Source organism: Mesorhizobium sp. M0904 (genome assembly GCF_040319475.1).
Classification (GTDB): domain Bacteria; phylum Pseudomonadota; class Alphaproteobacteria; order Rhizobiales; family Rhizobiaceae; genus Mesorhizobium.
Genome location: NZ_JAMYOC010000040.1, coordinates 1 through 25792 on the forward strand (window position 1 = coordinate 1; position 25792 = coordinate 25792).

The 25792-nt window shown below is 59.6% G+C and carries 23 protein-coding genes, 2 pseudogenes and 1 riboswitch; of the genes and pseudogenes, 16 read left to right on the plus strand and 9 right to left on the minus strand.

Going from position 1 to position 25792, the window contains the following annotated elements; all coding sequences use genetic code 11:
* From NKH80_RS28900 to NKH80_RS28920, 5 genes and pseudogenes are all read left to right on the plus strand, one after another.
* Nucleotides 1-283: transposase (locus NKH80_RS28900; protein WP_352995255.1), on the plus strand; the 283-nt coding region annotated here is incomplete at its 5' end.
* 581 nt (nt 284-864) lie between these two features.
* Nucleotides 865-1038 carry an ArsR family transcriptional regulator gene (locus NKH80_RS28905; RefSeq protein ID WP_352995282.1) on the plus strand — a complete coding sequence of 58 codons (174 nt, stop codon included), beginning with the start codon at nt 865-867 and terminating at the stop codon, nt 1036-1038.
* A 207-nt stretch (nt 1039-1245) separates the two neighbouring features.
* A pseudogene (gene glyA / locus NKH80_RS28910) lies at nt 1246-2380 on the plus strand (serine hydroxymethyltransferase).
* A 54-nt stretch (nt 2381-2434) separates the two neighbouring features.
* Entirely contained in the window at nt 2435-3610 is a 1176-nt protein-coding gene (gene metK / locus NKH80_RS28915; RefSeq protein ID WP_352458264.1) for a methionine adenosyltransferase, read from the plus strand.
* A 109-nt stretch (nt 3611-3719) separates the two neighbouring features.
* The gene (locus tag NKH80_RS28920; RefSeq protein ID WP_352995258.1) at nt 3720-4712 is read left to right on the plus strand and encodes an adenosine kinase; all 993 of its coding nucleotides are present in this window, start codon (nt 3720-3722) and stop codon (nt 4710-4712) included.
* A gap of 32 nt (nt 4713-4744) precedes the next feature.
* Here NKH80_RS28920 and NKH80_RS28925 read toward each other — a convergent pair whose 3' ends face one another.
* A complete protein-coding gene (locus NKH80_RS28925; protein ID WP_352458262.1) occupies nt 4745-5422 on the minus strand; it encodes a transposase in 678 nt (225 codons plus the stop codon).
* Nucleotides 5423-5711: 289 nt separating this feature from the next.
* Here NKH80_RS28925 and NKH80_RS28930 point away from each other — a divergent pair, with 289 nt between their 5' ends.
* Together NKH80_RS28930 and NKH80_RS28935 are read left to right on the plus strand one after the other, a co-directional pair.
* Nucleotides 5712-5963 (plus strand): MFS transporter, encoded by a 252-nt coding sequence (locus tag NKH80_RS28930; RefSeq protein WP_352458261.1) that lies wholly within the window; start codon nt 5712-5714, stop codon nt 5961-5963.
* A 62-nt stretch (nt 5964-6025) separates the two neighbouring features.
* Nucleotides 6026-6859, plus strand: a complete 834-nt coding sequence (locus NKH80_RS28935; protein ID WP_352995261.1) for a helix-turn-helix transcriptional regulator — start codon at nt 6026-6028, stop codon at nt 6857-6859.
* Between the two features lie 317 nt (nt 6860-7176).
* Here the strand turns inward: NKH80_RS28935 and NKH80_RS28940 are convergent, their stop codons facing one another.
* Nucleotides 7177-7431, minus strand: a complete 255-nt coding sequence (locus NKH80_RS28940) for a hypothetical protein (RefSeq protein ID WP_352577982.1) — start codon at nt 7429-7431, stop codon at nt 7177-7179.
* 555 nt (nt 7432-7986) lie between these two features.
* Nucleotides 7987-8187, plus strand: a riboswitch (cobalamin riboswitch).
* 95 nt (nt 8188-8282) lie between these two features.
* Here NKH80_RS28940 and metE point away from each other — a divergent pair.
* Entirely contained in the window at nt 8283-10628 is a 2346-nt protein-coding gene (gene metE, locus NKH80_RS28945) for a 5-methyltetrahydropteroyltriglutamate--homocysteine S-methyltransferase (RefSeq protein WP_352995264.1), read from the plus strand.
* Between the two features lie 98 nt (nt 10629-10726).
* On the opposite strand, the gene NKH80_RS28950 is transcribed toward metE, so the two are convergent.
* From NKH80_RS28950 to NKH80_RS28960, 3 genes are read right to left on the minus strand one after another with little or no spacing between them, the layout of a single operon-like run.
* A complete protein-coding gene (locus NKH80_RS28950) occupies nt 10727-10945 on the minus strand; it encodes an FMN-binding negative transcriptional regulator (RefSeq protein WP_352452617.1) in 219 nt (72 codons plus the stop codon).
* Between the two features lie 34 nt (nt 10946-10979).
* Nucleotides 10980-11882: a dihydrodipicolinate synthase family protein gene (locus NKH80_RS28955; protein WP_352995267.1), complete on the minus strand. Its 903-nt coding sequence runs from the start codon at nt 11880-11882 to the stop codon at nt 10980-10982.
* 52 nt (nt 11883-11934) lie between these two features.
* On the minus strand, nt 11935-13167 hold the full coding sequence (locus NKH80_RS28960) for a trans-sulfuration enzyme family protein (protein WP_352995270.1): 1233 nt from the start codon (nt 13165-13167) through the stop codon (nt 11935-11937).
* Between the two features lie 82 nt (nt 13168-13249).
* On the opposite strand from NKH80_RS28960, the gene pdxR reads away from it, so the two are divergent.
* The 5 genes and pseudogenes from pdxR (at nt 13250) to NKH80_RS28985 (ending at nt 16678) form a co-directional block, all read left to right on the plus strand.
* The gene (gene pdxR, locus NKH80_RS28965; RefSeq protein WP_502901005.1) at nt 13250-14746 is read left to right on the plus strand and encodes a MocR-like pyridoxine biosynthesis transcription factor PdxR; all 1497 of its coding nucleotides are present in this window, start codon (nt 13250-13252) and stop codon (nt 14744-14746) included.
* A 157-nt stretch (nt 14747-14903) separates the two neighbouring features.
* A pseudogene (locus NKH80_RS28970) lies at nt 14904-15002 on the plus strand (MOSC domain-containing protein); the annotation flags it as partial.
* A gap of 198 nt (nt 15003-15200) precedes the next feature.
* Nucleotides 15201-15590: a B3/B4 domain-containing protein gene (locus NKH80_RS28975; protein ID WP_352995273.1), complete on the plus strand. Its 390-nt coding sequence runs from the start codon at nt 15201-15203 to the stop codon at nt 15588-15590.
* A 44-nt stretch (nt 15591-15634) separates the two neighbouring features.
* Nucleotides 15635-15907 carry a hypothetical protein gene (locus NKH80_RS28980; protein WP_352972361.1) on the plus strand — a complete coding sequence of 91 codons (273 nt, stop codon included), beginning with the start codon at nt 15635-15637 and terminating at the stop codon, nt 15905-15907.
* Nucleotides 15908-16156: 249 nt separating this feature from the next.
* A complete protein-coding gene (locus tag NKH80_RS28985) occupies nt 16157-16678 on the plus strand; it encodes a helix-turn-helix domain-containing protein (RefSeq protein WP_352995277.1) in 522 nt (173 codons plus the stop codon).
* Between the two features lie 278 nt (nt 16679-16956).
* On the opposite strand, the gene NKH80_RS28990 is transcribed toward NKH80_RS28985, so the two are convergent.
* Together NKH80_RS28990 and NKH80_RS28995 are read right to left on the minus strand one after the other, a co-directional pair.
* Nucleotides 16957-18012 (minus strand): cytochrome-c peroxidase, encoded by a 1056-nt coding sequence (locus NKH80_RS28990; RefSeq protein WP_352515993.1) that lies wholly within the window; start codon nt 18010-18012, stop codon nt 16957-16959.
* A 716-nt stretch (nt 18013-18728) separates the two neighbouring features.
* Nucleotides 18729-19064 (minus strand): DUF982 domain-containing protein, encoded by a 336-nt coding sequence (locus tag NKH80_RS28995; RefSeq protein WP_352617081.1) that lies wholly within the window; start codon nt 19062-19064, stop codon nt 18729-18731.
* A gap of 586 nt (nt 19065-19650) precedes the next feature.
* On the opposite strand from NKH80_RS28995, the gene NKH80_RS29000 reads away from it, so the two are divergent.
* Nucleotides 19651-20121, plus strand: a complete 471-nt coding sequence (locus tag NKH80_RS29000; protein ID WP_023679671.1) for a Ros/MucR family transcriptional regulator — start codon at nt 19651-19653, stop codon at nt 20119-20121.
* Between the two features lie 226 nt (nt 20122-20347).
* Here the strand turns inward: NKH80_RS29000 and NKH80_RS29005 are convergent, their stop codons facing one another.
* Together NKH80_RS29005 and NKH80_RS29010 are read right to left on the minus strand one after the other, a co-directional pair.
* A complete protein-coding gene (locus NKH80_RS29005; RefSeq protein ID WP_023679670.1) occupies nt 20348-20560 on the minus strand; it encodes a cold-shock protein in 213 nt (70 codons plus the stop codon).
* Between the two features lie 290 nt (nt 20561-20850).
* A complete protein-coding gene (locus tag NKH80_RS29010) occupies nt 20851-21147 on the minus strand; it encodes a hypothetical protein (protein WP_352885062.1) in 297 nt (98 codons plus the stop codon).
* A 964-nt stretch (nt 21148-22111) separates the two neighbouring features.
* On the opposite strand from NKH80_RS29010, the gene NKH80_RS29015 reads away from it, so the two are divergent.
* Both NKH80_RS29015 and NKH80_RS29020 read left to right on the plus strand, forming a co-directional pair.
* Nucleotides 22112-23533 carry a M16 family metallopeptidase gene (locus NKH80_RS29015; protein ID WP_352995280.1) on the plus strand — a complete coding sequence of 474 codons (1422 nt, stop codon included), beginning with the start codon at nt 22112-22114 and terminating at the stop codon, nt 23531-23533.
* A 509-nt stretch (nt 23534-24042) separates the two neighbouring features.
* Nucleotides 24043-25500, plus strand: coding sequence for an NAD-dependent succinate-semialdehyde dehydrogenase (locus NKH80_RS29020; protein WP_502901006.1), 1458 nt, complete (start codon nt 24043-24045; stop codon nt 25498-25500).
* Nucleotides 25501-25792: the final 292 nt, after the last annotated feature.

The following is a 25792-nucleotide window of genomic DNA, read 5'->3' on the forward strand; positions in this document are numbered from 1 at the left end:
TCCCGGATGGTCGCACCATACGCCGAAAATCGCTCATCTCCAGCGGGGATCGGATGGCACCGTCATGATCATACCGGTTACCAACATGCTGGAGCGGCTGAACCAGGAGATCAAGCGGCGCACCCTGGTCGTTCGCATCTTCCCCAACCCGCGGAGCTGTCTGCGGCTGGTTCGGGCATTAGCGGTGGAGATCCACGAGAACTGGCTCGAGGCGACCCGCTACCTCAACATGGATCATCTGCGCGAGCACAAGAAGGAGAGCCTGAGGGCCTTGGCCGCCTGAGCACCGTCATGTGTCCGCCGCTCCGCTAAACACGGGGGCTGCGCGGCGGACACGCCAACGTCAACGCAATGCCACGCCATTTTGCAGAACTTGACGCACACAACTGACTACGAACTACTTGGCCAGGAAGAAGATCGGTTTGAAAGGGAATCTTCCTTTGTCATCTTTGCATCACGGCGATCAGTGTGCTCGAGATTGACCGCTGCAAGCCGGGAGCAAGAGCGGCTGGGCAAACGTTGCAACAGATCCTTCAAGGAAATTCATAGACTCTTAGCAACTCCGGTTCGCTGTGAATGGTAGGCTTATTGCAACGTCTGAGGTCAGTGGGGTCCAAACCGTGCGCCGCTTATTCTTCGACCCGCTGAAGCTAAAGCCAATCGCAAGAAGAGCGCCCATCTTGTTTGTTCGACACAGCCATATCGGCTCAAAACAGTATCTTCACGGCCACCAAGATTGTCCGGTCGCTGGACAACGAACCATATAATTTGGTTCGAAAGCTGCAACATCTGTGGAGAACGCGAAATGACAAATTCAGTAGGACGAGTGCCCCGGCTTTCCATGTGGCTTGGTCCTGACCCATGATGACACTGGTCAGTCGCCTACGCACGGCAGCGCATTTTGATCGCCTTCGAATCCTGGGCCTTTGCGCGCATGCGGACCTAACTGTCTGCGAGCTAGCGGAGATTCTGGGCGTGCGTCGCGAGCGGGTTGTGCGACACGTCCGGCTGCTCGCCAGAGCCGACTTTCTTTACTGAACGAACAACGTCCGTGGTGCTCGTACCATCTCAAAGCACGAGGTAAGGACGGCGGGCTGGTTCAATTGTTGGTTGATCTCCTGCCCCACGGCGATGGCTATCACAAACGAGACCTTCAACGGCTCGAAGCGAAACAAGACGCGCCGTCGAAGGGGATCGCATGCTTGACCGTGAAATAGATCAGTCCAATTGGAGCGCGAAACCACCATGGACAACTCCGCCGACGGCGCCATCGCGCCGCCCGACACTTACGGACGGTCTCGCTTGGCGGCGGTTGATTGCCGCGTTCACGAACTGCTTCTAAGACAGGAGCGGCAGGAACGGACGACGCTCAAACTGATCGCATCTGAGAACTTTGCCTCCTCGGCCGTGCTGGAAGCGACCGGTTCGATTTTCACGAACAAGTACGCCGAGGGGTACGCCGCTGCGCGCTACTACGCGGGAAACGAGATCGTCGATGAGCTTGAAACCCTCGCCATTGAGCGCTTGAAAACATTATTTGGCAGCGAACACGCCAACGTCCAGCCTTATTCCGGCTCGCCGGCCAATCAGTGGGTCCGCGGGACTGCTTATCCGCGTGTCTTTGACTACGCGGCAATTGCAGAAATCGCTCTGGAGGCGAACTCCTATCTCGTGGCCGACATAGCGCACATCAGTGGCCTGATTGTCGCTGGAGCGCATCCGAATCCCGTACCCCATTGCGACGTCGTCAGCAGCACGTCTCACAAGTCGATCCGCGGTCCTTGTGGTGGCTTCATTTTGTTAAGGAATGAAGATCGTTATCAAGCGCTGTATCATTCGAAGGGCAAATACAATCTCGCCAGACGAATAGATCGCGCTGTCTTCCCTCAACTGCAAGGCGGCCCCCATATGAATGTTATCGCGGCGTTAGCTGTCGCTTTGCGGGAAGCCGCGGACCCGTCCTTCCGCAGTTACGGCCGACAGATTGTCAAAAATGCCAAGGCTCTGGCCCAGGCGCTTCTGGACCGAGGTTATGACCTGGTCACCCGGGGCACTGATAATCACATGCTGATCCTTGATCTTCGCGATCCACCACTATCAGGCAAGGCCTATGCCGAGCGGTTAGCGAAGGCAGGCATCGTTACGAACTTTAATATGGTGCCGGGCGAGCCGCGCCATCCTGCGGTCACAAGCGGAATTCGCCTGGGGGCGCCAGCAGTGACATCAATGGGCATGCGCGATGTGGAAACGGTGCAAATTGCTGGCTTCATTGACTCCGTCCTCCGGCGAGCCAGACGACGAAGATCTCCATGCCCGCGTGCGAAGAGACGTTGCCGACTCGTGCGCTGCGTTCGAGGTCCCGGGCATCGCCGACAGATAAGGTGGGCTAAGCAAAATGCCCCATACAACTCCAACACCCGAAGCGAGACATTTCATGGCTAGGCAGTTCGTGTTCTCTTCCGAATCGGTTGGCGCGGGACACCCGGATAAGTTGGCCGACAACATCTCGGATGCCATCCTCGATGCCATCCTCCGCACCGATCCCAAGGCGCGCGTCGCCTGTGAAGCGTTGGTAAAATCAGGGATGGTCGTTCTGGCTGGCGAGATTACCAGCGATGCGCAGGTGGATTATAGCCAAGTTGCGCGCGATACGATTCTCGATATTGGATACGACGATGAGGCCGTCGGCTTTGACGGCCGGCGTTGCTCCGTCATTCATGCACTCACCGAGCAATCGCCCGACATTAGCCAGGGCGTTGACGAGGGACGAGGGCAGGACCTCCAACAGGGAGCGGGAGATCAGGGCCTCATGTTCGGCTACGCATGCCGCGAAACCGATACTCTGATGCCTTTGCCGATCCAGCTCGCTCATCGCTTGACGAAACGACAGGCAGATGTCCGGAAAGCAGGACAGCTTGGCTGGTTGCGTCCTGACATGAAATCCCAAGTCTCAGTGCGCTATGAGGGGTTGCGCCCGGTCGCCCTGGATACCATTGTCGTATCGACCCAACATGACGAGCAGGTCTCGCAAGAGACGGTCCGCGAGGGCGTCATTGAGGAAATCATAAAGCCTGTCCTCCCGACCCATCTGGAGACGGAAGGCATCAGAATTCTGGTCAACCCGACGGGGAGGTTCGTAGTCGGCGGGCCGCGCGGCGACTGCGGTCTCACTGGACGCAAGATCATCGTCGATTCCTATGGTGGGATGGGTCGTCACGGCGGCGGCGCCTTTTCGGGCAAGGACCCGTCCAAGGTTGACCGCTCAGCTGCCTATGCGGCCCGGTATGTCGCCAAGAATATCGTCGCTAGCGGACTTGCGGACGTCTGCGAGGTGCAGCTTGCTTACGCAATCGGCGTGGCAAGTCCGGTTTCTGTCATGGTCAACACGTTCGGAACAGCGAGGGTTGAGGAAAGAAGGATCGAGCGCCTCATTCTTGAGTTGTTCGATCTCAGACCGAAGGGCATTATCAAGATGCTTGATCTCTTACGCCCTATATACCGCAAGACCGCGACCTATGGCCATTTCGGCCGTGAAGAGCCTGATTTCACCTGGGAGAAGACAGACAGGGCCGACGAATTGCGTCGCGAGGCAGGACTTGCCGCCCCGTGAAGGCCGGCGCCGAACGGATTGGCAATCGGAAAGCCCATTCCCACTGGCCAGACCCGCCCGCGCCCGGCGTGGCAGAAAGCCGGTGGGTTTTTGGCGGAGACATGAATTGATGCCGGACTATGACGTGCTTTGTATCGGAAATGCCATCGTCGACATCATCGCCCAGTGCGACGAGGCGTTCCTGGAGACCAACGGCATCATCAAGGGCGCAATGAATTTGATCGACACGAGGCGCGCCGAACTGCTCTACAGCCGCATGGGCCCGGCCATTGAAGCCTCGGGCGGCAGCGCCGGCAACACGGCGGCGGGCGTGGCCTCCTTCGGCGGTCGCGCCGCCTTCTTCGGCAAGGTCTCCAACGACGCGCTCGGCGAAATCTACGCGCACGACATCCATGCCCAGGGCGTCGCCTTTGACACCAGGCCGCTCAGCGGCGAGCCACCGACGGCGCGCTCGATGATCTTCGTCACGCCGGACGGCGAGCGCTCGATGAACACCTATCTCGGCGCCTGCGTCGAACTCGGCCCGGAGGACGTCGAGGCCGACAAGGCGTCGGGCGCGGCCGTCACTTATTTCGAGGGCTATCTGTGGGACCCGCCGCGCGCCAAGGAGGCGATCCGGCAGACGGCGAAGCTCGCCCATGCCGCCGGGCGCGAAGTGTCGATGACATTGTCGGACTCGTTCTGCGTCGACCGCTACCGCGACGAGTTCCTCGATCTCATGCGCTCCGGCACCGTCGACATCGTCTTTGCCAACAGCCACGAGATCAAGTCGCTCTACCAGACCGCGTCCTTCGACGAGGCGCTGGCGCGGATCCGCAAGGACTGCAAGATCGCCGCCGTCACCCGCTCGGAAAAGGGCTCGGTCATCGTGCGCGGCGACGAGACCGTGACCATCAATGCGACCAGGATCCGCGAGCTGGTCGACACCACCGGCGCCGGCGACCTCTACGCCGCCGGCTTCCTCTACGGCTACACGCAAGGCCGCAGCCTCAAGGATTGCGGCGATCTCGGCTCGCTGGCAGCCGGGCTGGTCATCCAGCAGATCGGCCCAAGGCCACGCCAGACTTTGCGCAGAGAGGCGGAGCAGGCGGGATTGCTGTAGGTGGCGAGCCAAGAACCAGCTGCCCACCCTCCTTAATCCAGCCCGAGCCTTTTCTTCAGTTCCGCATTCTCCTTGCGGAGACGATCGGCAAGCAGGCTCTTTAGCCGCTTGTTTTCTTCCTCGAGCGCGACGAGATCCTTCAGCCCGTCACTGTCCGCCGCCGGCGCCGCCGCCTTCTTCCAAAGATAATATGTCTGTTCCGAGATGCCGGCTTGCTTCACCGCGCTCTTGAGAGTAGCGCCGCCGCCGATCGAGGTCTCGATCTGCGCCAGCTTCTGGGCACGATCCTTCGCGGAGTAGCTCTTTCGGCCTGTTCGCGCTGACGGCGGTGCTTCAGTGGTCGCGGATATCGGCTTGGCGCCCTCCTTGCGGGCAGGCGCGCTCGCCTCAGCTTCTGGCTTCCTCGACCGCCGCGCTCTCGTCTTCGGTTTTGGCGTTTCCGCTTTGTCTGCCGGTTCGCTATGAACTACTGCTGACTCGGTTTCCAGGGGATTGGCCATGAAATGCTCCACTCGAGGTTTGTGCAAAGGTTCAGCATCAAGGGCCACTACAGTAGAGTCAACAAGCTGACGATTTAACGGCTCGACTTCGTTTGTTGTTTCGGCCATCGCCGCGGCGATGTCGAAATTGCCCCAGATGGAACGTGCGGATTTTTCATAATTGCGCTTTTGTTTGACTTCCACGGTGAATGGTCGCGTCTGCCGCCTCATAGTTCCTTCCTGAATAGGAGAATGAAGTCGCCGCTCGAATTTTTGGCGCTTCCTGCTTAGCGCGGAGCATTATCGTATAGCCGCTCAACGGGCAAGTGATGCCGGTCTTCGATGGCTGACCCATCTGGGGAGATTTGAGCGGCTTCGCGCGTCCTGCGCATGCCTGTAAGGCCGCCAAGTTTTCTGAGTTAGCAGGCGCGCACTGTGGCAGCTTGGCTTGTACGGCGAGGCCATGGTTGAGTGAGGCGAAACAAATCCAGCCCCGCGGTCAATCCCGAGGCTTCCCACAATGGCGAAGAGAACATCTTCACTCGTTCCTTTTGAGCACAAGACCTTCCGTTCGCTATGGTCGGCTGCACTCATTTCGAACCTTGGCACCCTAGTGGAAGGTGCGGCGGCAGCTTGGCTGATGACGAGCATCGCAGCAGTAATTTTTGATCGCCCATTCGTGCTGTGTACCAGCCCTGTGTCTTGCGCAAGTGGTCACGAACGGCTGCCGGAGCCTCGAAGACGCCCTAAAAACACATGCTGCGATTTTTGAACACGCTTGACGTGTTAGATTAATTCATCCACAATGCGTGTGTTGAACACGCGAGGTGAGTTATGAACATGAAAGAGCTTAGGGTTCGACTGGGCATGACTCAAAAAGATTTGGCAGAGCAGATGGCAACGACGCAACAGACTGTGGCCCGTTGGGAAACAGGCAAAACGCAGTTGAACGTCGAGCAGATCAAGGACCTTTGTCTCACGTTGAAATGCACGGTCGAGGAGCTGCTGGGCTGGAAGATTGATGTCGAGGAGTGGCGCACGAGCCCGTTTGCAATTGCCGATGCCGAAACGCGATACGGCACGCTCAGAATCAAGACGTCTCTTGGCAGCCGCCAATATCCTATCGATGAAAAGGCGCGTGAATCGATTTTACGTCAGTTGAAGGAACTTCATAATCTGCGTAGAAATAACACAAGCAGGCCATGGCTGTATTGTTGGAGCCTTGACAACAAAATACTCTTGATAAATCCGCAATATGTCCGCACCATTGAGCTTATCGGTGACGATGTAGAGGAGATGCCAGAGTATTATCATCCAGAAATCTATCGGGCTTTGGATGACTGGGATAAGGGTGAGGTTTCAGGAAAGCTGAAGAAAGAATGCGATGCCATCATCGCAGAGATGGGTGATCAGGAAGCCGTGCGCATGGCCTCCTATGTTCGCGTCACATATGACGACGGAGAAGATGAGTGGAACTTCTTGGATGAGGAAACCGCTACGACTTTCTTCGGATTGGAAGCTGCGACCTTTGACGTTCCCCAGTGTAGTTTCGCCGAAGTGGAGGAAGAAGGTTACTACCGAGCGCGATACGCCAACCTTGATCGCGTCGCGGTGATGGAGGTTCCAAGCGACCGTTATCACAGATTGACCGCGCCCGAGGAAGCTTAGAACCATCCACGAAGGGCGCATGTTACATCTCGACCTTGCGTGGTGCGTTTTCAGTACGAGATGACGTTAAGCGTAGGTAGTGGCAGGTAAGAGTGCTCGACCAGAAGCTCAACTGCCTCCTCAATATCGCTGCCGATGTGCCGCAGGACACGTCCACGGGAGCGTGGATAGGCGTGAAGTTCCTGCACTCCACGGTCCGCTCTCCCATCGCCGGTGTGTGCCCGACGCCATCTTGTGGACGAGGTTGGCCGCGTGCACCCGGTTGTATTCCGGCTTGCGGTCCGCCTGGGCGGTCCGCCGCGATGGCTATCTCCATGTCAATCGGCGCCGAACTTTGACTGCCCGCTGCTTTTGATGAATTTGGCGAGGTCCCGCGCATAATCACTCTTGGTCTTCTCCTTGAGGCCCTGTGTCGCGAACTTGTGGTCCAGCAGGGCAAACAGGTCCAAGTCCCCTTCCGCCTGTGGCGCTGGCTTGCCCTCACCGCCCTCGGTTTCCCAATTGGGGACCGCTTCTGCGCGCTGCACCGTGGCGATTGTCCGCCCAAGACGCATCACAAGATCGAACGCCAAACCGTGCGCGTGCACGACGATTTGCCGCTCAGGCCTCATTTGGACAGGACTTGAGCTGGCCCGGTGGTTTGAGCCGGGTTACCTTGAGCCGGTGGGCTGCGAACAAGCAGTTCGAGACATTGGCCTCGATCACTTCGCAACACGCCGCTGCGCCTGGCCTCGGTGTGCTCCCCCCGAAATCGTTGTGTCATATCACCGAGGGCATCACGGCCAACAGCTTCCACATGGGCAACAGCCTCGCCATTGAGCCGAATATGGTCGCGAGCAGATCACCAACGAAGCGGTCGGAACCTCGGAGCCGAAGTTCGACGCCGAGGTGGTTCGCATGATGCGCTAAGCAGCACCACGGCGCTTGCCGGTATGTTTGCTGCCGGCAGCCGACGAACTCCTATCCTCCTGGACAAGGGCGCCGTGCGTCATTGCTTTGATTTACCGGCCGCTCAAGGCTTCCACAGTTTTCGCTTTCGAGGCGACCTTTGGAACATGCCAACGGAAATTTAACATAACGACATAAACATTTCTTTATGCGGCGTTGACAAAGAAGCGAACTGCTGTAATTGTCTCCCGCGTCGTGGTTCTCCGTACGGCGCTGCCGCAGCGGAGCTAAGAGGGAAGCCGGTGCGATGCCGGCGCTGCCCCCGCAACTGTTAGCGGCGAGCCAACCCCACTCATGTCACTGAGGCGAATAGCCTTGGGAAGACGGGTAGAGGCTATGACCCCGCGAGCCAGGAGACCTGCCACGGCGAATTACGTCCACGGGCGGGGTGTCTCGGTGGCCGCTGCAGCCTGGCGTTCGTGCCGGCCTGCTAGCGTCTTCCTTGTCACCGACGCCCCAACCATCGGGGTCTGGCATGACTGTCTCTCAGCAAATTCCTGTAGCAACGCTCGGCGTGCCCCGCTTCGGTCGTCGGCGAGAACTGAAATTCGCGCTTGAAAGCTACTGGTCCGGAAAATCGTCCGCTGCCGACCTTCTCACGACCGCGAAGGCTCTCCGTGCCGCTAGCTGGGAGGAGCAGCACGATCGCGGCGTGTCGAAAATCCCGTCGAACGACTTCTCGCTCTACGACCATGTGCTCGACACCGCAGCCATGGTCGGCGCCGTTCCATCCCGTTACGGCTGGAATAGCGGCGAGGTTCCACTTGACATCTACTTCGCAATGGCGCGGGGCAACCAGGGTCAGACGGAGGATTGTCGACACGCTGGTCACCAGCAGGCGGCTCATCGGTCTGATGTAACCGCGATGGAAATGACCAAGTGGTTTGACACCAACTATCACTACATTGTGCCGGAACTCAACGATGATCAGACGTTCGCCCTCTCGTCGACGAAACCGGTCGATTACTTCATCGAGGCTAAAGCTCTCGGCGTTCACACACGCCCAGTCATCCTTGGACCGATCACCTTCCTCAAGCTGGCGAAATCGCCTGCCGAAGGATTCGATCCCATCGCGCTCCTGCCGCGGCTGCTGCCCGTCTACGAGCAACTCCTGCAGAGGCTGAAGCTGTCTGGAGCCGACTGGGTGCAGATCGATGAGCCAGCGCTTGTCCTCGATCTGAACCCGAACGAACGAGCTGCGTTCGAATTCGCCTATGGCCAGCTGTCGAAAGCCGCGCCCGAGCTGAAGATCATGCTGGCTACCTATTTCGGGCCGCTGGGAGACAATCTCGAAACCGCGGTTTCTCTGCCCCTGGCCGGGCTGCATATTGATCTCGTGCGCGCTCCCGAGCAGCTGGAAACGGTGGGTCGGCTCGCACCGAAGGATCTGGTGCTCTCGCTTGGCTTGATCGATGGCCGCAACGTCTGGCGTGCGAACCTGCCCGCCATTCTCGACCGCATCAAACCGATCGTCGCCGGCTGGCCCTTGGACCGCGTCGAGATCGCGCCTTCTTGCTCGATGCTGCATGTGCCGATCGACCTCCGCATGGAGACGGAACTCGACGCGGACATCAGGTCGTGGCTCGCCTTCGCGGCCCAGAAGACCGACGAGTTGGTGTTGCTTGCCCGGGCCCTGTCCCAAGGCAGGGATGCGGTGGCAGGCGCGTTGAAAGCGTCTGCCGAGGCTGCCGCCACTCGCGTGACATCCACGAAGATCCATGACCCGCTGGTTGAGGGGCGGATCGCCAGCATTGACGACAGCATGAAGCGACGAGAGAGCGCTTTTGCCGAGCGCTCCAGAGTCCAGGCCGGCACGCTCGGGCTGCCGCCGTTCCCGACGACGACCATCGGGTCCTTCCCGCAGACGCCGCAGGTACGCAGGGCGCGGGCCGCTCATGCGAAGGACCAGCTGAGCTATGTCGACTACGAGACCTTCCTGAAGAAGGAGATCGAGGCTGCAATTCGCTGGCAGGAAGAGATCGGGCTGGACGTGCTGGTGCACGGTGAGTTCGAACGAAACGACATGGTACAGCATTTCGGCGAGCAGCTGTCCGGCTTCGCCTTCACCCAGCATGCCTGGGTGCAGAGCTATGGGTCGCGTTACGTGCGCCCCCCCATCATCTTCGGCGACGTATCGAGGCCCAATCCGATGACGCTGCGCTGGTGGCAGTTCGCCCAGTCGCTTACGAAAAACCCTGTGAAGGGAATGCTCACAGGCCCAGTGACCATTCTCAACTGGTCATTTGTTCGCGACGACGTACCCCGCTCCGAAGCATGCCGCCAGATCGCGCTCGCCATCCGCGACGAAGTGACGGATCTCGAATGGTCCGGCGCAAGGATGATCCAGATCGATGAGGCCGCGTTTCGCGAAGGATTGCCACTGCGCCAGTCTGATTGGAACGACTATCTCGACTGGGCTGTCGAATGCTTCCGGATCGCTTCAACGGGTGTAAAGGACGCGACTCAAATCCATACCCACATGTGCTATTCGGAGTTCAACGAGATCATCGACGCGATCGCTGAAATGGATGCGGATGTCATTTCGATTGAGACGTCGCGCTCGAAAATGGAACTGCTGGACGCCTTCACGAGCTCCAAATATCCGAATGAAATCGGGCCCGGAGTCTACGACATTCACTCACCACGGGTCCCGGAAGTCGGCGAGATTTCGGATCTCGTCATGCTTGCCCGCGAGCGACTGTCCGATGCCCAACTGTGGGTAAACCCGGACTGTGGCCTCAAAACCCGCAAGTGGGAGGAGGTCCGCCCTGCCCTCATGAACATGGTTGCTGCAGCACGCGCGCTCCGGGAGAAAGTGTAGGCCGGAAGGTTTCCTGGTTGCTCACCATGTGGTGAGTTAGCGGCTGCCGCATGTGGGCCGTGAATGTGCCAAAACGCGATCACATCCTTTGAAATAAGTCACTCGAGCGAGAAAGTGCACTTTCCTTCGGCACGTGTACTAATCGCGCAGGAATAAAGGGAACCGTTTTCTCCCTGTGACGTGTCGAGTTCGAAGGGGATGTGATTGGCGTCGAGACCGCTCCGGCCATGGGTTATCAGCATGCCAAGTGCGCTGTTCTCGATCAGTTCGTAAAGGACTTCTCGGCTCGGTTCATCGAAATGCGCGGGTACATACATGACAGGTTCCTTCACTGGCCGCCGGGTTCGCTGTTCACCGGTTGACATCCGATGGCAAGCGTTCCAACGCGGCGGCGATCTGGCGCTTCGCTGCTGAGGGCAGAGGCAGGATGGGACGCGGGGGGTCGGCACGGCAAATGTCGAGCAATTCGGCAAGTGCATAGACGACGCGAAGGCTCGAGAACTCCTTGAAGAGGCTCCAGAGCGGCGCAAGCGCGGCATCGATCCGTCGCGCTTCGGCCGCATCGCCCTGCTGCGCCGCTGTGACGATCTTTGTGCAGACCTCGGGCAGGATGCCCGCGAGGACGCTGTACCATGTGTCAGCGCCAGCGATCATGGCCTCTGCAGCGTTCCAGTCGCCGCTGTAGCCGATCGAGAACCCTTCCGGCACAGTGCGCCTCTGGTCGGCCAGATGGCTCTTGATCGCATCGCCCTTGTCTGTCGGATTCTTGATAGCGACGATCCCCCGCACCTTTGCCAGGCGGCTGACGAGTGCTGGGGTGAAACGGAAATGCGTCGTTCCTGGATTGTCGTAGATGACGATCGGAAGGCCACTTTCGCGCGCCACCGTGGAGAAATGTTCGAACACCTCGTCATCAGTGAGCGGGGTGTAAGAGGCGGCGGCAAGCAACCCCGCGGCAGCCCCAAGGGCCTTAGCGTCCTGCGCGAGCCTCACTGCTTCGTCGGTGCGCAGCGCGCCCACACCCACCACGACCGGCATTTGTCCCCCGGTTTCGTCCAAGGTCTCGGCGAGCGCCCGTCGCCGTTCCTCGCGCGTCAGATACATGTATGTGCCGGTGCTGCCGAGAAGACCGATGGAATCGACCTGAGCGGCGCAAAGCCTGGCAATCAGCTTGCGCAGAGCAACGGTATCGACGCGGCCGTCCCGATCGGTCGGCGTGATGGGAAACGCGGAAAGGCCGCTCAGGAATGCCATGGCAAGGCTCCGGGTTTGTACGCGAGCGCAGGACTGGCCGGACCACAGGTCATCACAGGGCGTCCAGAGCCCGCCGCAGGTCGGCGATTAGGTCATCGGCGTCTTCAAGACCCACCGAGAGACGCATGAGGTCCTCGCCGACTCCATCGGCCAGATGCGCATCCTTGCGGATCGGCTGACGAGCACGGGTCAGGCTTGCCGGATGATAGATGAGGCTGTCGGCATCGCCGAGGCTGACAGCCCGGGTGATCAGGTTGAGCCGGTCCATCATCCGCCGCGCGCCCTCGAACCCAGCGTGGAGGCCAAAGGCCAACATGCCCGACCCTTGGGACATCTGCTTTCGCGCCGTCACCTGATCAGGGTGCGAGTCGAGGAAGGGATAACTCACCCATGCCACCGCCGGGTGCGCCTCGAGCGCCTGAGCCACCGCAAGGGCCGTGGCGCTGTGGCGTTCCATGCGCAGCGTGAGCGTCTTCAGACCGCGCAGGATCAGGAAGGCTGACATGGGCGAGAGCGCTGCGCCGGTGATGTAGCGCAGGCCCGTTTCGTGCAGCGTGCGGAGCGTTTGCGCGTCGCCGAGAATCGCCCCGCCAAGGGCATCGCCGTGCCCATTGATGTATTTGGTCAGGGAGTGGAGCACGAGGTCGGCCCCATGTTCGAGCGGCCGCTGGAGCGCGGGCGAGGCGAAGGTGCTGTCGACTGCAACCTTTACACCGCGCGCGTGGGCGCGCTCGGCAATGGCAGCGATGTCGAGGATGCGGCTCAGCGGATTCACCGGCGTCTCGAAGAAAACAAGCCGGGTCCGCTCGGTGATCGCGGCATCGAGATTGTGAGGATCGGACAGGTCGACCGCGACGACCTTGATGCCGAAGCGGGGGACCGCCTGTTCGACCATGGCAAGCGTGTTCGCATAAAGCGTCTTGTGGACGATGAGTTCATCGCCTTGGGACAGGAGCGACAAGATCAGTGTGCCGAAAGCCGCCATCCCCGAGGCAACGATCAAACCTGCCTCGGCTCCTTCCAGATTGGCGAGCCGTTGCTCGAGGATCTCCGTCGTCGGATTGTATTCGCGCGCATAGAGCCTTCCGCCAAGGGTGGCGGCGGCCTCGTTCGCTGCCACGCTTTCGAATCCATAGGTCGAGGTCAAGAAGACTGGCGGCTGAACGGCATTGGAAAAGCGGGCCGGATCGTAGCCATGATGGATCGCCCGAGTGGCGAATCCGGGACCGGTGTCGTTGAGCGACCGCGTCAGAGCATCGGTTTCGGATTGATAGGAACGGGTCATTCGGCCTCTAGATCTTTCTTGGGTTTCCGAAAGATTGACGGCAAACTGGCCAATGTGAAATATCCAGTTGGCGATGAATGAAATGGTCCAGTCTTCAAGTGCCGGTTCTGCAGGTCGCACGCACGCGATGGGTGCACGCCAGATCTACGAGGCTCTTCGCGAGCAGATCCTCGGAAGTGTCTACGAAACCGGCAGTCAGCTGCCGTCCTCCCGAGGCCTCGCAAATGACCTTGGGGTTTCGCGAACGACGGTGACGGTCGCCTATGAGCAACTGGCTGCGGATGGTTTCATCGACGTCCGTCAAGGCGCACGACCCCGCGTTGCATCCTCGCTGATCGGTCCTGAGACGAGCCGCACTGTCGCGAAACGAGTCGGCCCGGTTCATCTGTCCGCCTATGGCGAACGACTGCGCGTCACGCCGCCCTGGCCGGATTATCTGCCGACTGGACTGAAGGTCGATTTCCGCTATGGCGACCTGGCGCCGTCAGACTTCCCCGCATTGGTCTGGAAACGTGCGATGAACGAGGCGATGGGGCAGCGCCCGTTGCGTCTTGCCTATGACGACCCTCGCGGCTCGCGCCGGCTGCGCCAGGCGCTCCAGGGCTATCTCTGGCGCGCCCGAACGCTGAGCTGCGACCTCGAGCAGATCATCATCGTCAACGGTTCGCAGCAGGGCCTAGATCTGTGCGCTCGCCTGCTTCTCGATCCCGCCGACCGCTTCGTCATCGAGGACCCGTGCTATAGGATGGCGCGTCAGGTCTTTGCCAGTACGGGTGCCTCGCCCGTCCCGGTCACCGTCGACGAGGACGGGATGAAGACGGAGTTGCTGGCGGGGATCGGGGCACGACTGGCCTATGTCACGCCATCGCATCAGTTTCCGCTGGGCGGCGTCATGCCGATCGCGCGCCGCCACCAGCTTCTGGAATGGGCGAGGCACAACAACGCCTATGTGATCGAGGACGACTACGACAGCGAATATCGCTACGACATCAATCCGGTCCCTCCGCTGCACAGTATCGAGGACCACGGGGCTGTCATCTACCTCGGCACGATCTCCAAAACGCTCTCGCCGATGCTGCGTATCGGCTACCTCGTCGTCCCGCCGGAATTGCAGGAGGTCTTCGCAACCGCCAAACAATTCTCGGACCGGCATTCGCCGGTGGCTGAACAGGAGGCTCTGGCTTGTTTGATCGAAAATGGCGGCTACGAAAGCCATGTGCGGCGCGTGCGCAGGCTGAACGGCGAGCGTCGGGAGACGTTGTTGGGCGCCTTGCGGCACAGCTTCGGCGATCGCATCGCTGTCCAGGGAGCAGAGGCCGGACTGCACGTCGCCGTCTGGTTCAACGACCTGCCACGATCGCAGGAAACGGCACTGGTCGAAGCCGCCCGACGTGCGGGTTTGGGGCTACACCTGATCTCGCCCCTTTACGAGCGGCAATCGGACGAAGGCCACATCGATCGCGTGGGGCTTGTCATGGGCTATGCCGCCTTGAGCATTCGGCAAATCGAGAAGGGCGTTGAGATCCTGCGAGCGGTTGTCAAGCAGGTGCAAGACGCGTTGCCGGGACACGGTGGCTAAAACGGCGGGACGTGGCGTGCTGGCGAGGAAACCGACCCTTGGGCTGAACCGCATTTCGTTGCAAAGCCAACTGGACTGGGAAAACGCCATACCATGCTGTTGATCAGGCCAGTTTGGCGGTAGATTTTCGTGCGAGACGAATTTCCGAAAGCGATGCATGACCCGGCAAGGAAAGCTGCTTCACATCCATATCGCGCCCGCTGCCTCCTATGAAATGGAGGATCTGGAGGAGGCGAAGCTTGTTGCCGGCCGAGGTGGGCTCGAGCACCCGCAAGACATAATCGACGATCTCTATCAGGCCCTGTCCACCGCCGAATGATGGAATTATCCAGCGCATGGTGCGGCATGCACCATGGCGACGCCAGAAGATCTGGACGCTCGACAAGCACCTTTCTTGAAACATTTCCCGAACGACCCCCAGCGCAAAGCCTCCCCATGAGAAAAGAAGCATCCCATGTCTTTCACGCCATTGGTTGCCCCCGAGATCAAGGCCCGCTACCCGGATTTTCATCTGATCAGCATTGTGGTGCGGAACGCTGAAATCGACGTGCCGGATGCACAGGCGTTGAACGACACGATTGCGGCGGCGGAACAGGCCGCGCTTCGCGATGACGCCCAAAGGGACGCGCATCTTGCGGCGTGGGCCGTTGCCTACGAGGCTTTCGGCACAAAGGCCAATCGAACGCCGTGCTCGGCCGCCGCGCTTCTCAAGCGGGTGCGGAAAGATGGCTCTCTCCCGCGGATATCCCCACTGGTTGATGCCTACAATGCCGTCAGCGTGTTGTATGGCGTTCCGATTGGCGGGGAGGATCTCGATCTTTACCAGGGGTCCCGAGACTTTTAATTGCGAAGGGAGCGGAGCCATTCGACACGATCCAGCAAGGTGAAATGGTAACCGAGCATCCCGAACCGGGCGAAGTCATCTGGTGCGATGATGCCGGTGTCACGTGCCGCCGCTGGAACTGGCGGCAGGGGCGGCGCACCATGGTCACGGTCCATACCCGCGCCATGTGGCTCGTGCTGGAAGCCCTCGGCCCAATGTCAGCTAAACAGATGACGGCCACCGGAGAGCATCTGATGGGACTTATCCAAGCGCTGTGCCCGGGTGCGCGAATCGAAACCGCGCGAATCGACGAGTCCACTACATCTCGTGTTCCTTAGGGTATGGCCCCACCTTTCGGAGAAACACCCCACTCAGCCCTGTCCGGATCTGGCGCTCCTTGCTCGCTCCGCTGGCCTACACAGTTGATTGCGAACGACCCAGAACGGCTCTCGAAAACGAGCGTCGAACGAAATCAGATCACCGCTTGTTCTCCCTTAGCGTTGTTTGGCGTACTTTTATCGCGATGCCCTCCAGTGTTGGATGGTCCAAATTACGCAAGCTCGGTCGAGTGATCGCGGAGAAGCTTAATGTCGACTAAATCGAAATTCATGGAGCGGTTCGGACAACGGGCGCGAACCCGGGACGTCGTGCCGGTGTCGTCAGGCTCTCCCGTCCGACTGAGCCTCGGTTTTCTTCACGGCGCGAATACTCCTGAGGCCGCCCGCATTCTCGTTAAGAGACAGCTGCCGCTCAGGACGGCCCACGCGATACTCACGGAGGTGGTCGATCACGGCAAGGCGTTCGTGACGGTTCCTTGCGTCAACGACCTGTTGGCACTGAAGAATGAACTGTCGTCCGCAGGCGTGATCGCGAAGGTTCATGCGCCGCGGCCGATAAGTGTTCGCGAAGTCCGGGATCGCACAAAGCTCTCTCAGGAGGCATTCTCCGTGAGGTATGGCCTCGATCTGGCAACGCTTCGAAACTGGGAGCAAGGTCGCTCGAAACCGGATGTAGCGGCGAATACTCTCCATTGGACCATCGCCCGGAATCCGGAAGCAGTCGAAGAATCGCTGGACATGGATGACGGAGTGGCTGCCCAATCACCCTGAGGGGGCCGGTCACTCCGGCGCGCGGCTATTCGGCCGCCAGCGCGACAGCCGGCCGCCGCGCGGTATCCACAGCGCGCAAGCCTCAAACGTCCGACGCCTTCCTTGGCATGTCGCACGCCAGATCCCAAACATGGTTCCACCGCAACGAGATGGTGACGGAAGCAGTGTCTGCACTTTGAAACGAGCCAGGCCTTTGCGTCCTCATGGACGTCGCGATCGTCTCGTCCCAGTAAAAGTCGCAATCATTGTCGATGCGACGTTCCGCGCCAGCTGGCCGTTTATTTTCCTAAGATCTGCGTTACAGGCCGGGGCGTTGTCGCCGTTTCGGCGGGTAAAATGGGATAGGCGAGCTCGGGTGCCTTTCCGGTCAGCGAGTTGAGGAAGGCAACAAGCAGGTCGACTTCTTCGTCCGCCAGTACCACGCCAAGCTGGGTGGTTCCCATGATGGCAACGGCCTGTTTCAGATCCCAAACCTTGCCCGAATGAAAGTATGGCGCGGTGAGTGCAACGTTGCGCAGCGGCGCCACGCGGAAAACATAGGAATCGTCGGCAGTATTGGTGACCGCAAATCGGCCCTTGTCTTTTTCCGGCAGGACCTCGGCGCTGGGCTGTTCCACGAGGCCGAATGGGTAATAGGCTTCCCCACCAACGTTGATACCGCCATGGCAGGACGAGCAGCCTTTGTCCATGAAAAGCGCCAGGCCCTGTTTCTGTTCGGAAGTCATGGCGGCGTCATCGCCATTCAGGAAACTGTCGAAGGGGGCCGGCGTGACCAGTGTCGCCTCGAAGGCTTCGATTGCCTTGGCGAGGTTGTCGAAGGTGACCCGATCGGCTTCAGCCGGAAAAGCTGCATCGAACCACTCGACATATTGCGGCATGGACTTGAGCGTGGTGATGACTTGGCCCGGTGTATTGGCCATTTCGATCCCGGCTTGGACCGGTCCCTTCGCCTGAGCCTTCAGGTCTTCGGCACGACCATCCCAGAACTGGGCGATGTTGAAGACAGCGTTCAGTACAGTCGGCGCGTTGCGCTGTCCCTTCTGCCAACCATGGCCGATCGAGGTTTCGTGATTGTCGTCGCCGCCGGTGGCCAGGTTGTGGCACGAGTTGCACGACAAGACGCCTGACGCAGAGACGCGTGGATCGAAGAACAGTGCCTTGCCGAGAGCGATCTTTTCCGGGGTGATCGGGTTGTTGGCGACTGCCGGCGTGGTGGGTGGCAAAGCCTTGAAAGTGGCCATTGCCGTTTCTCTGAGGTCTGCGGGGATCGAATCCGCAGCAAAGGCGGTGGCTGTCAGCAAGGGGACAGCCATCGTACTGAATAGGATTTTCATAAATGATCTCGCTGCGTCGTGCACGCAGCCACTCTGGGATATGCGGCTCATGAACGCCCTGCGCTAGATCAGTTGCGGGAGAGGACCGGGTGGTCTGACACCTGTTTTTGCGGCAGAGCTTGGACCGTCCCGGAATTGAACGCTCTTCTCGATTGGATTTTGGGAGGCGGAGGATCGCTGCTCGGCAAGCGGCGGCGCCGGAGCCGTGCTCCGGTTCTCTCTGCGCCTTCTACCATGAAGAAATCGGGTCCGCCGCTGTCTCAGAGGTTCGGGGCCGGTGATCTGTTCCGCTGCAGGTCCTGCTCGACTTCCGCCTGCCTTCGCCAGATCGACGTGGGCCCAAATCGATCCGCGATAGTGTCTTGTAGCACCTTTGCGGGACAATCTTATTTCGACTGTAGAGGACCGTTTCGGGTGAGCGAAATTAAACGAAATTTCAAAGGGCGCCCGAGTAGCTGTTTTGATTGGCTTGTGACGCCTATAGCCTCCATCGAGCGAATATTGGCAGACGACGGAGCACAATTTTGGCCTCGTTTATCAGCTTCAATGGGACAACTGCTTTGCGATAATAACAGGGCAATTTACCGTCATGAATTTGAGAGAACCAAGTCCTACGCAGTGATTTTCACACCGGAAGCGTTGCAGTCCTGTCGCGAGAAGCTGGTTTACAACAAGATGATTAACATCGCCATAGCGCACAAAATATTGTTTGTTCGCTATAGTACGCTCCAGATGCCGGCGAAATCTGGATACAATAACCTCGTCGGCGTACCCGCTCCAGCCTCACACACGACTGCGACGCCTATACTTGCGCTTTTCCACTGTCCGACATGCAGGCAGCGAGCCATTGCATCGCGGAGGTTGCATCTTCCAATATGACGACCTGTTTCGCAAAGCGGAAAAAAACTCTTGCGCGCTGCGCTCGCAGGTTTTCGTCCGTTGTATGCATCAAAGCACGCCCTGAGGGCGGCTTCGTGGATCCGGTCTCTGCGATCTTCTGGCCATTCGTTGAGAATATCGATAGCATCCGCAGGACGGGCAATCTCTTGCACGATGTGCGCTGCACGCCTTACGAAAGTGGGCTGCTGTAAGTTCCTGAGCTCATTCGTTCCTCCCGACCTGCTGAACCGCTAGTTTGCGTGAACAAGCGCCTCCTCTACACCCGCCCACCATTGCGGAATGTGTTGTCACAGCGATAGCGGTTCAATAGCAAAGCAGCGGCGTGATGTCCTCGGTTTACCAGCGGGCCAATCCCTAACATCCTGCTGCGAGAGCGGCTCACCGGATGAATCTACATCGTTTCGACCATTGCGAATCAACGCTTGATAGTTCCTCCACGCGCCACCAGGAAGCGGCCACTGCTCTGCCACCGACTTCACAGCCAAAGAGTCGTTTCGAGATTACTTGTCGTCTGGCGCAAAGCTTACGGCCGAGACGCGCCTGAAAATGCGCAAGCACCGCGGCAGGTCGCCAACAACGGAACGCATCAACGGTCATGACGGCGCGATACCGCGCTATAGATCTCACTGCTGGACGAGCATCGCAATAATCCTGTCGAGACCTTGGTTGCTTTCAGCGGCGACCGCCACTATGAAGCGACGCTTCGCCGACTGTGTTTCACGCCGCCTGGAGAGTTTCATGACAGAAGAAGCCGAAAAAAACATCGACACCCTCATCGAGCTCACGGCCGATGTCGTCTCAGCCTATGTCTCCAATAATCCGATCCCGGTGGGGGATCTCCCTGCCCTCATCGGCCAAGTGCACGCGGCTCTGAAAGGGACGGCGGAAGGTGTCTCTGCAAAAGAGCCGGTTGCCCTTACGCCTGCAGTCCCGATCAGGAAGTCAGTGACACCGGACTACATCATCTCCCTTGAAGACGGGAAGAAATTCAAATCGCTAAAGCGCCATCTGTCGACCCACTATGGGCTGACGCCGGATGGATATCGGGCCAAATGGGGCCTACCGGCGGATTATCCCATGGTCGCACCGAACTACGCCGCGGCGCGCTCGTCATTGGCCAAGACAATGGGGCTCGGCCGCAAACCGAAAGCGCCGGAAGCGCCGGAGCCGGCGCCGACGAAGCGAACCCGCAAGAAGGTCGCGGCTTGATTTCGGCAATCGAGATTCGTTCTGGAGCGTTGCGGCCATCGGCTTAATCTGCGCGTCATATAAAAAGGCGGGGCCAACCCCGCCTTCCTTTCAAAAAACTTTGTTTCATGAGGAAGTCGCGACGCCTGCAGCAATCTGCTGCCCTCAGTTTTGCTCGCTCCTATCGAGCGGCCGTGAGGACCTCCGGACCTACGCGCCCACTCTTGCCAGGACGCAGGAGAAAATTTCAACCAGCTTTGCTGAGGCTGCCAGCGGAGGATTTGCCGGTGCGGCGATCCTGCTCGATCTCATAGTTGATCTTCTGGCCGTCAGCGAGGGTCGAGAGGCCCGCGCGTTCGACAGCGGAAATGTGGACGAAAACATCCGGACCGCCATTGTCGGGCTGGATAAATCCAAACCCCTTGGTGCTGTTGAACCACTTTACCGTTCCAGTCGGCATATGCGTGTTCCTCCTTAACAATTGCAACGTGGGCAGGCCATCAGGCCCCCCCGACTCATAGCCGAGACTTGGGCGCAGCAAAAAGCGAAAAATTGTTAAACCCCGATCAGCTGGCGCACTCCATTTTGGCCGAAGTCGCCAGCAAGCACTGTCCTACACTACCGCTCGAGCATGGCCGGAAGCGCCCGATCCTTCCAACGCTCCTCAGCCCCACGTCTACGGCCGGTGCTTGGAGGCACGGGACGTAAGGCCGACCGCTGCTCGTGCCGCCAGGTCAAAGGCCGGGTAGTTCACGGAGCTACCTTCGTGCATAACGGCTTGCCAAGCGCTTGAAGGAGTTTCGAATTGGATTGTTTCAAGAGGGTCGAGGGGTTGATCGATGCCACCAGCGTGGAAGCGATCGATAACGCGCGCGTTTTGCTGGACCAGTTCAAGGGCAAGTCAGAAACAATCGCCCAAGCGATCGACGACTTCCTACTTGATTTCATGACCTTGCTGTTTGTGGTAGAAGCTACCCGCGAGCGGTTCCACAGTCCGGCGAGGCGGTTGGCGCGCATCAGATTGAGCAGGATCAGGCTGTTACTCACCCGATGCTCTTGACCTTAGGGACCACGCCGCCAGGGATGCGTTTGCAGCCGCAAAGAAGGCAATCTGTTCGCCGGCAAACCGAGCACAGCCAGGCGGTATTTACGCAGATGAATTCGATCGCGACCGCCAACTTCTCCTGTTTGGTACCCAGCGACGACGGCAAGCGCGGACAGCTTCCGTGCTGCTGTCCTCCAGCGACAAACGTGCCTGCATGCCCCCATCCACGGCGAGCTCGACGGTTGTTGCTTACGTTTGACCAAGGTCCCGCGCAAACACTCCCCTTTCCCGCAGCAACTCATCAGGCTCGACGGCCTCGCGGCAGGCGCATTACGCCAGAAGCGCGCCACCGCATCCTTCTTTCCCGCCCGAGTCCTACGATCTTCGTTTTCCAGCGCCCCGCGGATATCGCCCAACTCGCCGATCTTTGATCAGATCCGTCTGCGCGCGCGAGCAGGCTCCGCGCTCGAGTTCGCTACGCTCCTCGCGCCTCTGCCGTTCAGCATCGACCCGGTCTGGCTGTCGAGGAGAGGGTTCCGCTGGGGCGACCAACATCTCCATTCTCACCGTCAGTGCAGCGGCCTTCGAAGCGCATCCTATGCCCCTCCCGGCAGCGCGCCCATCGTCTTCCGAACGAAGAAGATATCCAGCCGCGCGCGTCGCGTTCGGCCCTGTCCGATGTCCGACAATGTCGGATGCGCAACATGGCAGAGCCCGACTTGTCCACTGCCTCGAAAGGTTTTCTGATGTGGCACGGTGCATGCTTGGTCATCCGCAAGGCGTCTCGGACCAAGGAGAATCCGTCCCATGATCACCTCACCAAGAAATACCGCCGCAGGTCTCCTGGGTCCATCCAAAGATGAGGCTCGAGTAAGGCTTGGCCCCATGAAGAGCTTATTCATCTGGCTCGGCGCTGCCCGCCGATCCTCCCACGCGGGGAGACGGGGACGCAGCGCCTTCATCAAAATGAGGAACAAATCACTTTGCCTCGAACCTTGCCTTTCGACCAGCCACCACAACCGCAGCCATCGATCGTCCCCCTGGGTGCGCAGGGCGTTCATTGCCACCGCGCTGGCCCTGGTGACGACCGCTCCGGCTCTGGCCGCCACCGACGGCGGCAAGGTAACGGATTTCCTGCTCGACAACGGCATGGAAGTGGTCGTAATCCCCGATCACCGCGCGCCGATCGTCACTCATATGGTCTGGTACAAGATCGGCAGCGCCGACGAGCCACCCGGCAAATCCGGCCTTGCCCATTTCCTCAAGCATCTGATGTTCAAGGCGACGACCAACCACGCCGCCGGCGAGTTCGACCGAGCCGTCTCAGCCATCGGCGGCTACAATAACGCCTTCACCGCCTATGACTACACCACCTTCCTCGAGACGGTGGCGCCCTCGGCGTTGGGTGAAATGATGGGCTTCGAGGCCGATCGCATGTTCAACCTCATCCTCAACGACGATGATATCAAGACCGAGCGCGACGTGATCCTGGAGGAGCGCCGTTGGCACAGAGAGACGAACCCGCATGCTCTGCTGGACGAGGAGGTCAACGCGACGTTGCGGCAGAACCAGCCCTACCGCATTCCGGTCATCGGCTGGATGCAGGAGATGGAGAAGCTGAACGGCACCGACGCATTCACCATCTACAACAAATACTACCGACCGAACAACGCCGTGCTGGTGGTGGCCGGCGACGTAGAGCCTGAGACGGTGAAGGCGCTGGCCGAGAAGACCTATGGCAAGGTTGTGCGCGGGCCGGACCTGCCCCCGCGCAACCGTCCGGTCGAGCCGGAGCAGAACACCAGGCGCACAGTGACGCTGACCGATGCGCGCGTTTCGGTGCCGAGCTTTTCCACTCAATGGGTGGTGCCGTCCTATCATACGGCAGAGCCCGGCGAGGCCGAGGCGCTCGACCTGCTGGTCGAGATCCTCGGCGGCGGTAACAGCAGCCGGCTATATCAGGAGCTTGTCGTCAAACAAGGCATAGCCTCGGCGGCCGGCGCCTCCTTTCAGGGCACCATGCTAGACGACACCAATTTCACCATCTCCGGCTCGCCGCGCGGCGATGCAAAGCTCGTCGATCTCGAGGCGGCGGCCGTTGCCGAAGTCGCCCGGATCGCCAAGGATGGCGTCACCAGCGACGAGCTGGACAAGGCCAAAGACCGCTATATCGGCTCGGTGATTTTTGCGCACGACGAGCTGGACTACATCGCCAACATTTATGGCAAGACGCTCACCACCGGTGGCAGTGTGAAGGACGTGCTCGAGAGGCCGGACCGCGTCCGCAAGGTCACCACCGACGAGGTCAAGGCGGTCGCCGCGCGTTATCTGGTGCTCGACCATTCGACGACAGGCTATCTTTTGCCGCAGCAACAGGCGGGGAATTGATCATGAGCTCCATCCCCATGCAAATGCGCCGGCCGGTCTTCCCTCGGCGCGCCTTCGCCACCCTGTTCCTCTCCATCCTCTTTCTCATCTTGCGGGCGCTCGCCGGGTAAACGGGATCTGTTTAAAGCCGCGAGGAGCGGTTTTCGCGGGCCTTGCCAGGCATTTGCCGGTTCAGGCGTCATTATTGGGGTGCGCTCCTCCTCAGGCCAGCCTCTCTTCGAGTGGATAGAGTCGCCGATTCGTGGTCCGCAGATTGTAGGCGCAGGCCACCAGCATCCACTCCGCGCGGCTGGCGAAGCCGATGTCCGTTGTTCAATCGTTCGAGTAGTAGAACCGCGAGGCATCTTCTAGCGTATTCAGGTATTCTCCCTTTCCAGTTGGGTACCGTGGTCTACCAGCTGTCTGGCCGAGGCCCTATAAAGAACCCGGACGTCGCGGAGTACACACCGCACCTGCTATATATACCTGCTGCGTTGAGAAGGAATCCGGTATTGCCCCTGTGCCTGCCGATGATCCGTCACCTGAGATCGCCTGACCTGTTTGGACCCATTGATCGCCTGCCGGCACTTGGCACGCGGACTAGCGAGCGGACATTCGAGGTCCTCAACCCGTCGACTGGCGAAGTGCTGGCAGAACTACCCGACATGGGTGTCGAGGAGACATGCGCTGCGATCGACAAGGCCTATGTCGCTCAGCCTGGATGGGCAGGGTTGACCGCACGTGAGCGCAGCGACGTTCTATGGCGATGGCATCAGTTGATCATCGACCACGCCGACGATCTCGCCGAGATTCTCACCGCGGAGATGGGCAAGCCGCTTGCAGAAGCCAAGTCGGAGATATCGCATGCTGCGGCGTATCTGCAATGGTACGCCGAGGAGGCCAATCGCGTCTATGGCGAGACGATCTCCGCACCATCGATGGACCGCCGAATGCTGGTAATCAAGCAGCCCATCGGAGTTGTTGGCACGATAACGCCATGGAATTTCCCGGCCTCGATGGTGGCGCGCAAAATCTCGCCAGCCTTGGCGGCGGGCTGCACGATCGTCCTCAAGCCCGCTGAACAGACGCCGCTCGTGGCGGGAGCAATGTTCGCCCTCGCCCATCAGGCTGGCTTTCCCGAAGGCGTCGTCAACCTGATCTATGCGTCCGAAGGTGACGCGGTCGGCCGCGAACTTTGTACCAATCCCAAGGTCCGCAAGATCAGCTTCACCGGGTCGACTGAGATCGGGCGCCTTCTCATGCGCCAGTGCTCGGACCAGATCAAAAAAGTCAGCCTTGAGCTCGGCGGCAATGCACCTTTCATCGTCTTCGATGATGCCGATATCGATGCCGCGGTTGACGGTGCGATTCAGGCGAAGTTCCGCAATGCCGGCCAGACCTGCGTTTCGGCGAACCGCCTTTACGTCCAGTCGGGCGTTCACGACGAGTTCGTCGAGAAATTCGTGCAACGGGCTCGCCAACTTCAAGTTGGTGACGGTTTCGCTCCCGGAGTGGACATCGGACCGCTCATCGACAAGCACGCTTTGGCCAAGATCGAATCCCATATTGCCGATGCCGTCGCAAAAGGCGGCGCAATTCAATGCGGGGGCAAACGTATCGGCACGAATGGCACGTTTTTCCAACCGACAGTCCTGACCGGTGTCTCCAGCGAGATGACCGTCGCGCAAGAAGAGACATTCGGGCCGCTGGCACCGATTATTCGCTTCAAAGATGCGGATCAGGTCGTGCGTGAGGCCAACGACACGATTTACGGCCTCGCGGCCTACTTTTATGCCTCCAACCTGAAGCGTGTCTGGCGTGTGGCCGAGGCCTTGGAATATGGAATGGTCGGGGTAAATACCGGCCGGATGTCTTCAGAAGCGGCGCCGTTCGGTGGGATAAAACAGTCCGGCATCGGGCGGGAGGGATCCCGCCATGGCCTCGAGGACTACCTCGAAATGAAATATCTCTGCATGGGCGGCATCTGAATTTTCGGCTTGCAGGGTTCACAGACCGGGTCACCTAGCGAGCGATCTCCGAATATGTGAATTGTAGGATCGCTCCTCGATTGGGAACTGAGGGGCGGCTCCGTACCCGAGCAAACACGCAATCCTGAAGGAGCACCCCTGGCTGGACTTATCTCTCGACGAGACAAGCGTCTGCATTGTCGGCGAAGACGGCGTGCATGTGACGGATGACCTGCCACTGAATTTTCATCCGGCTGCAGTTAGAGCCTCGGCGGGTTTTACGCCGTATGGCGCGGGTTGGGCAACGGGTGAT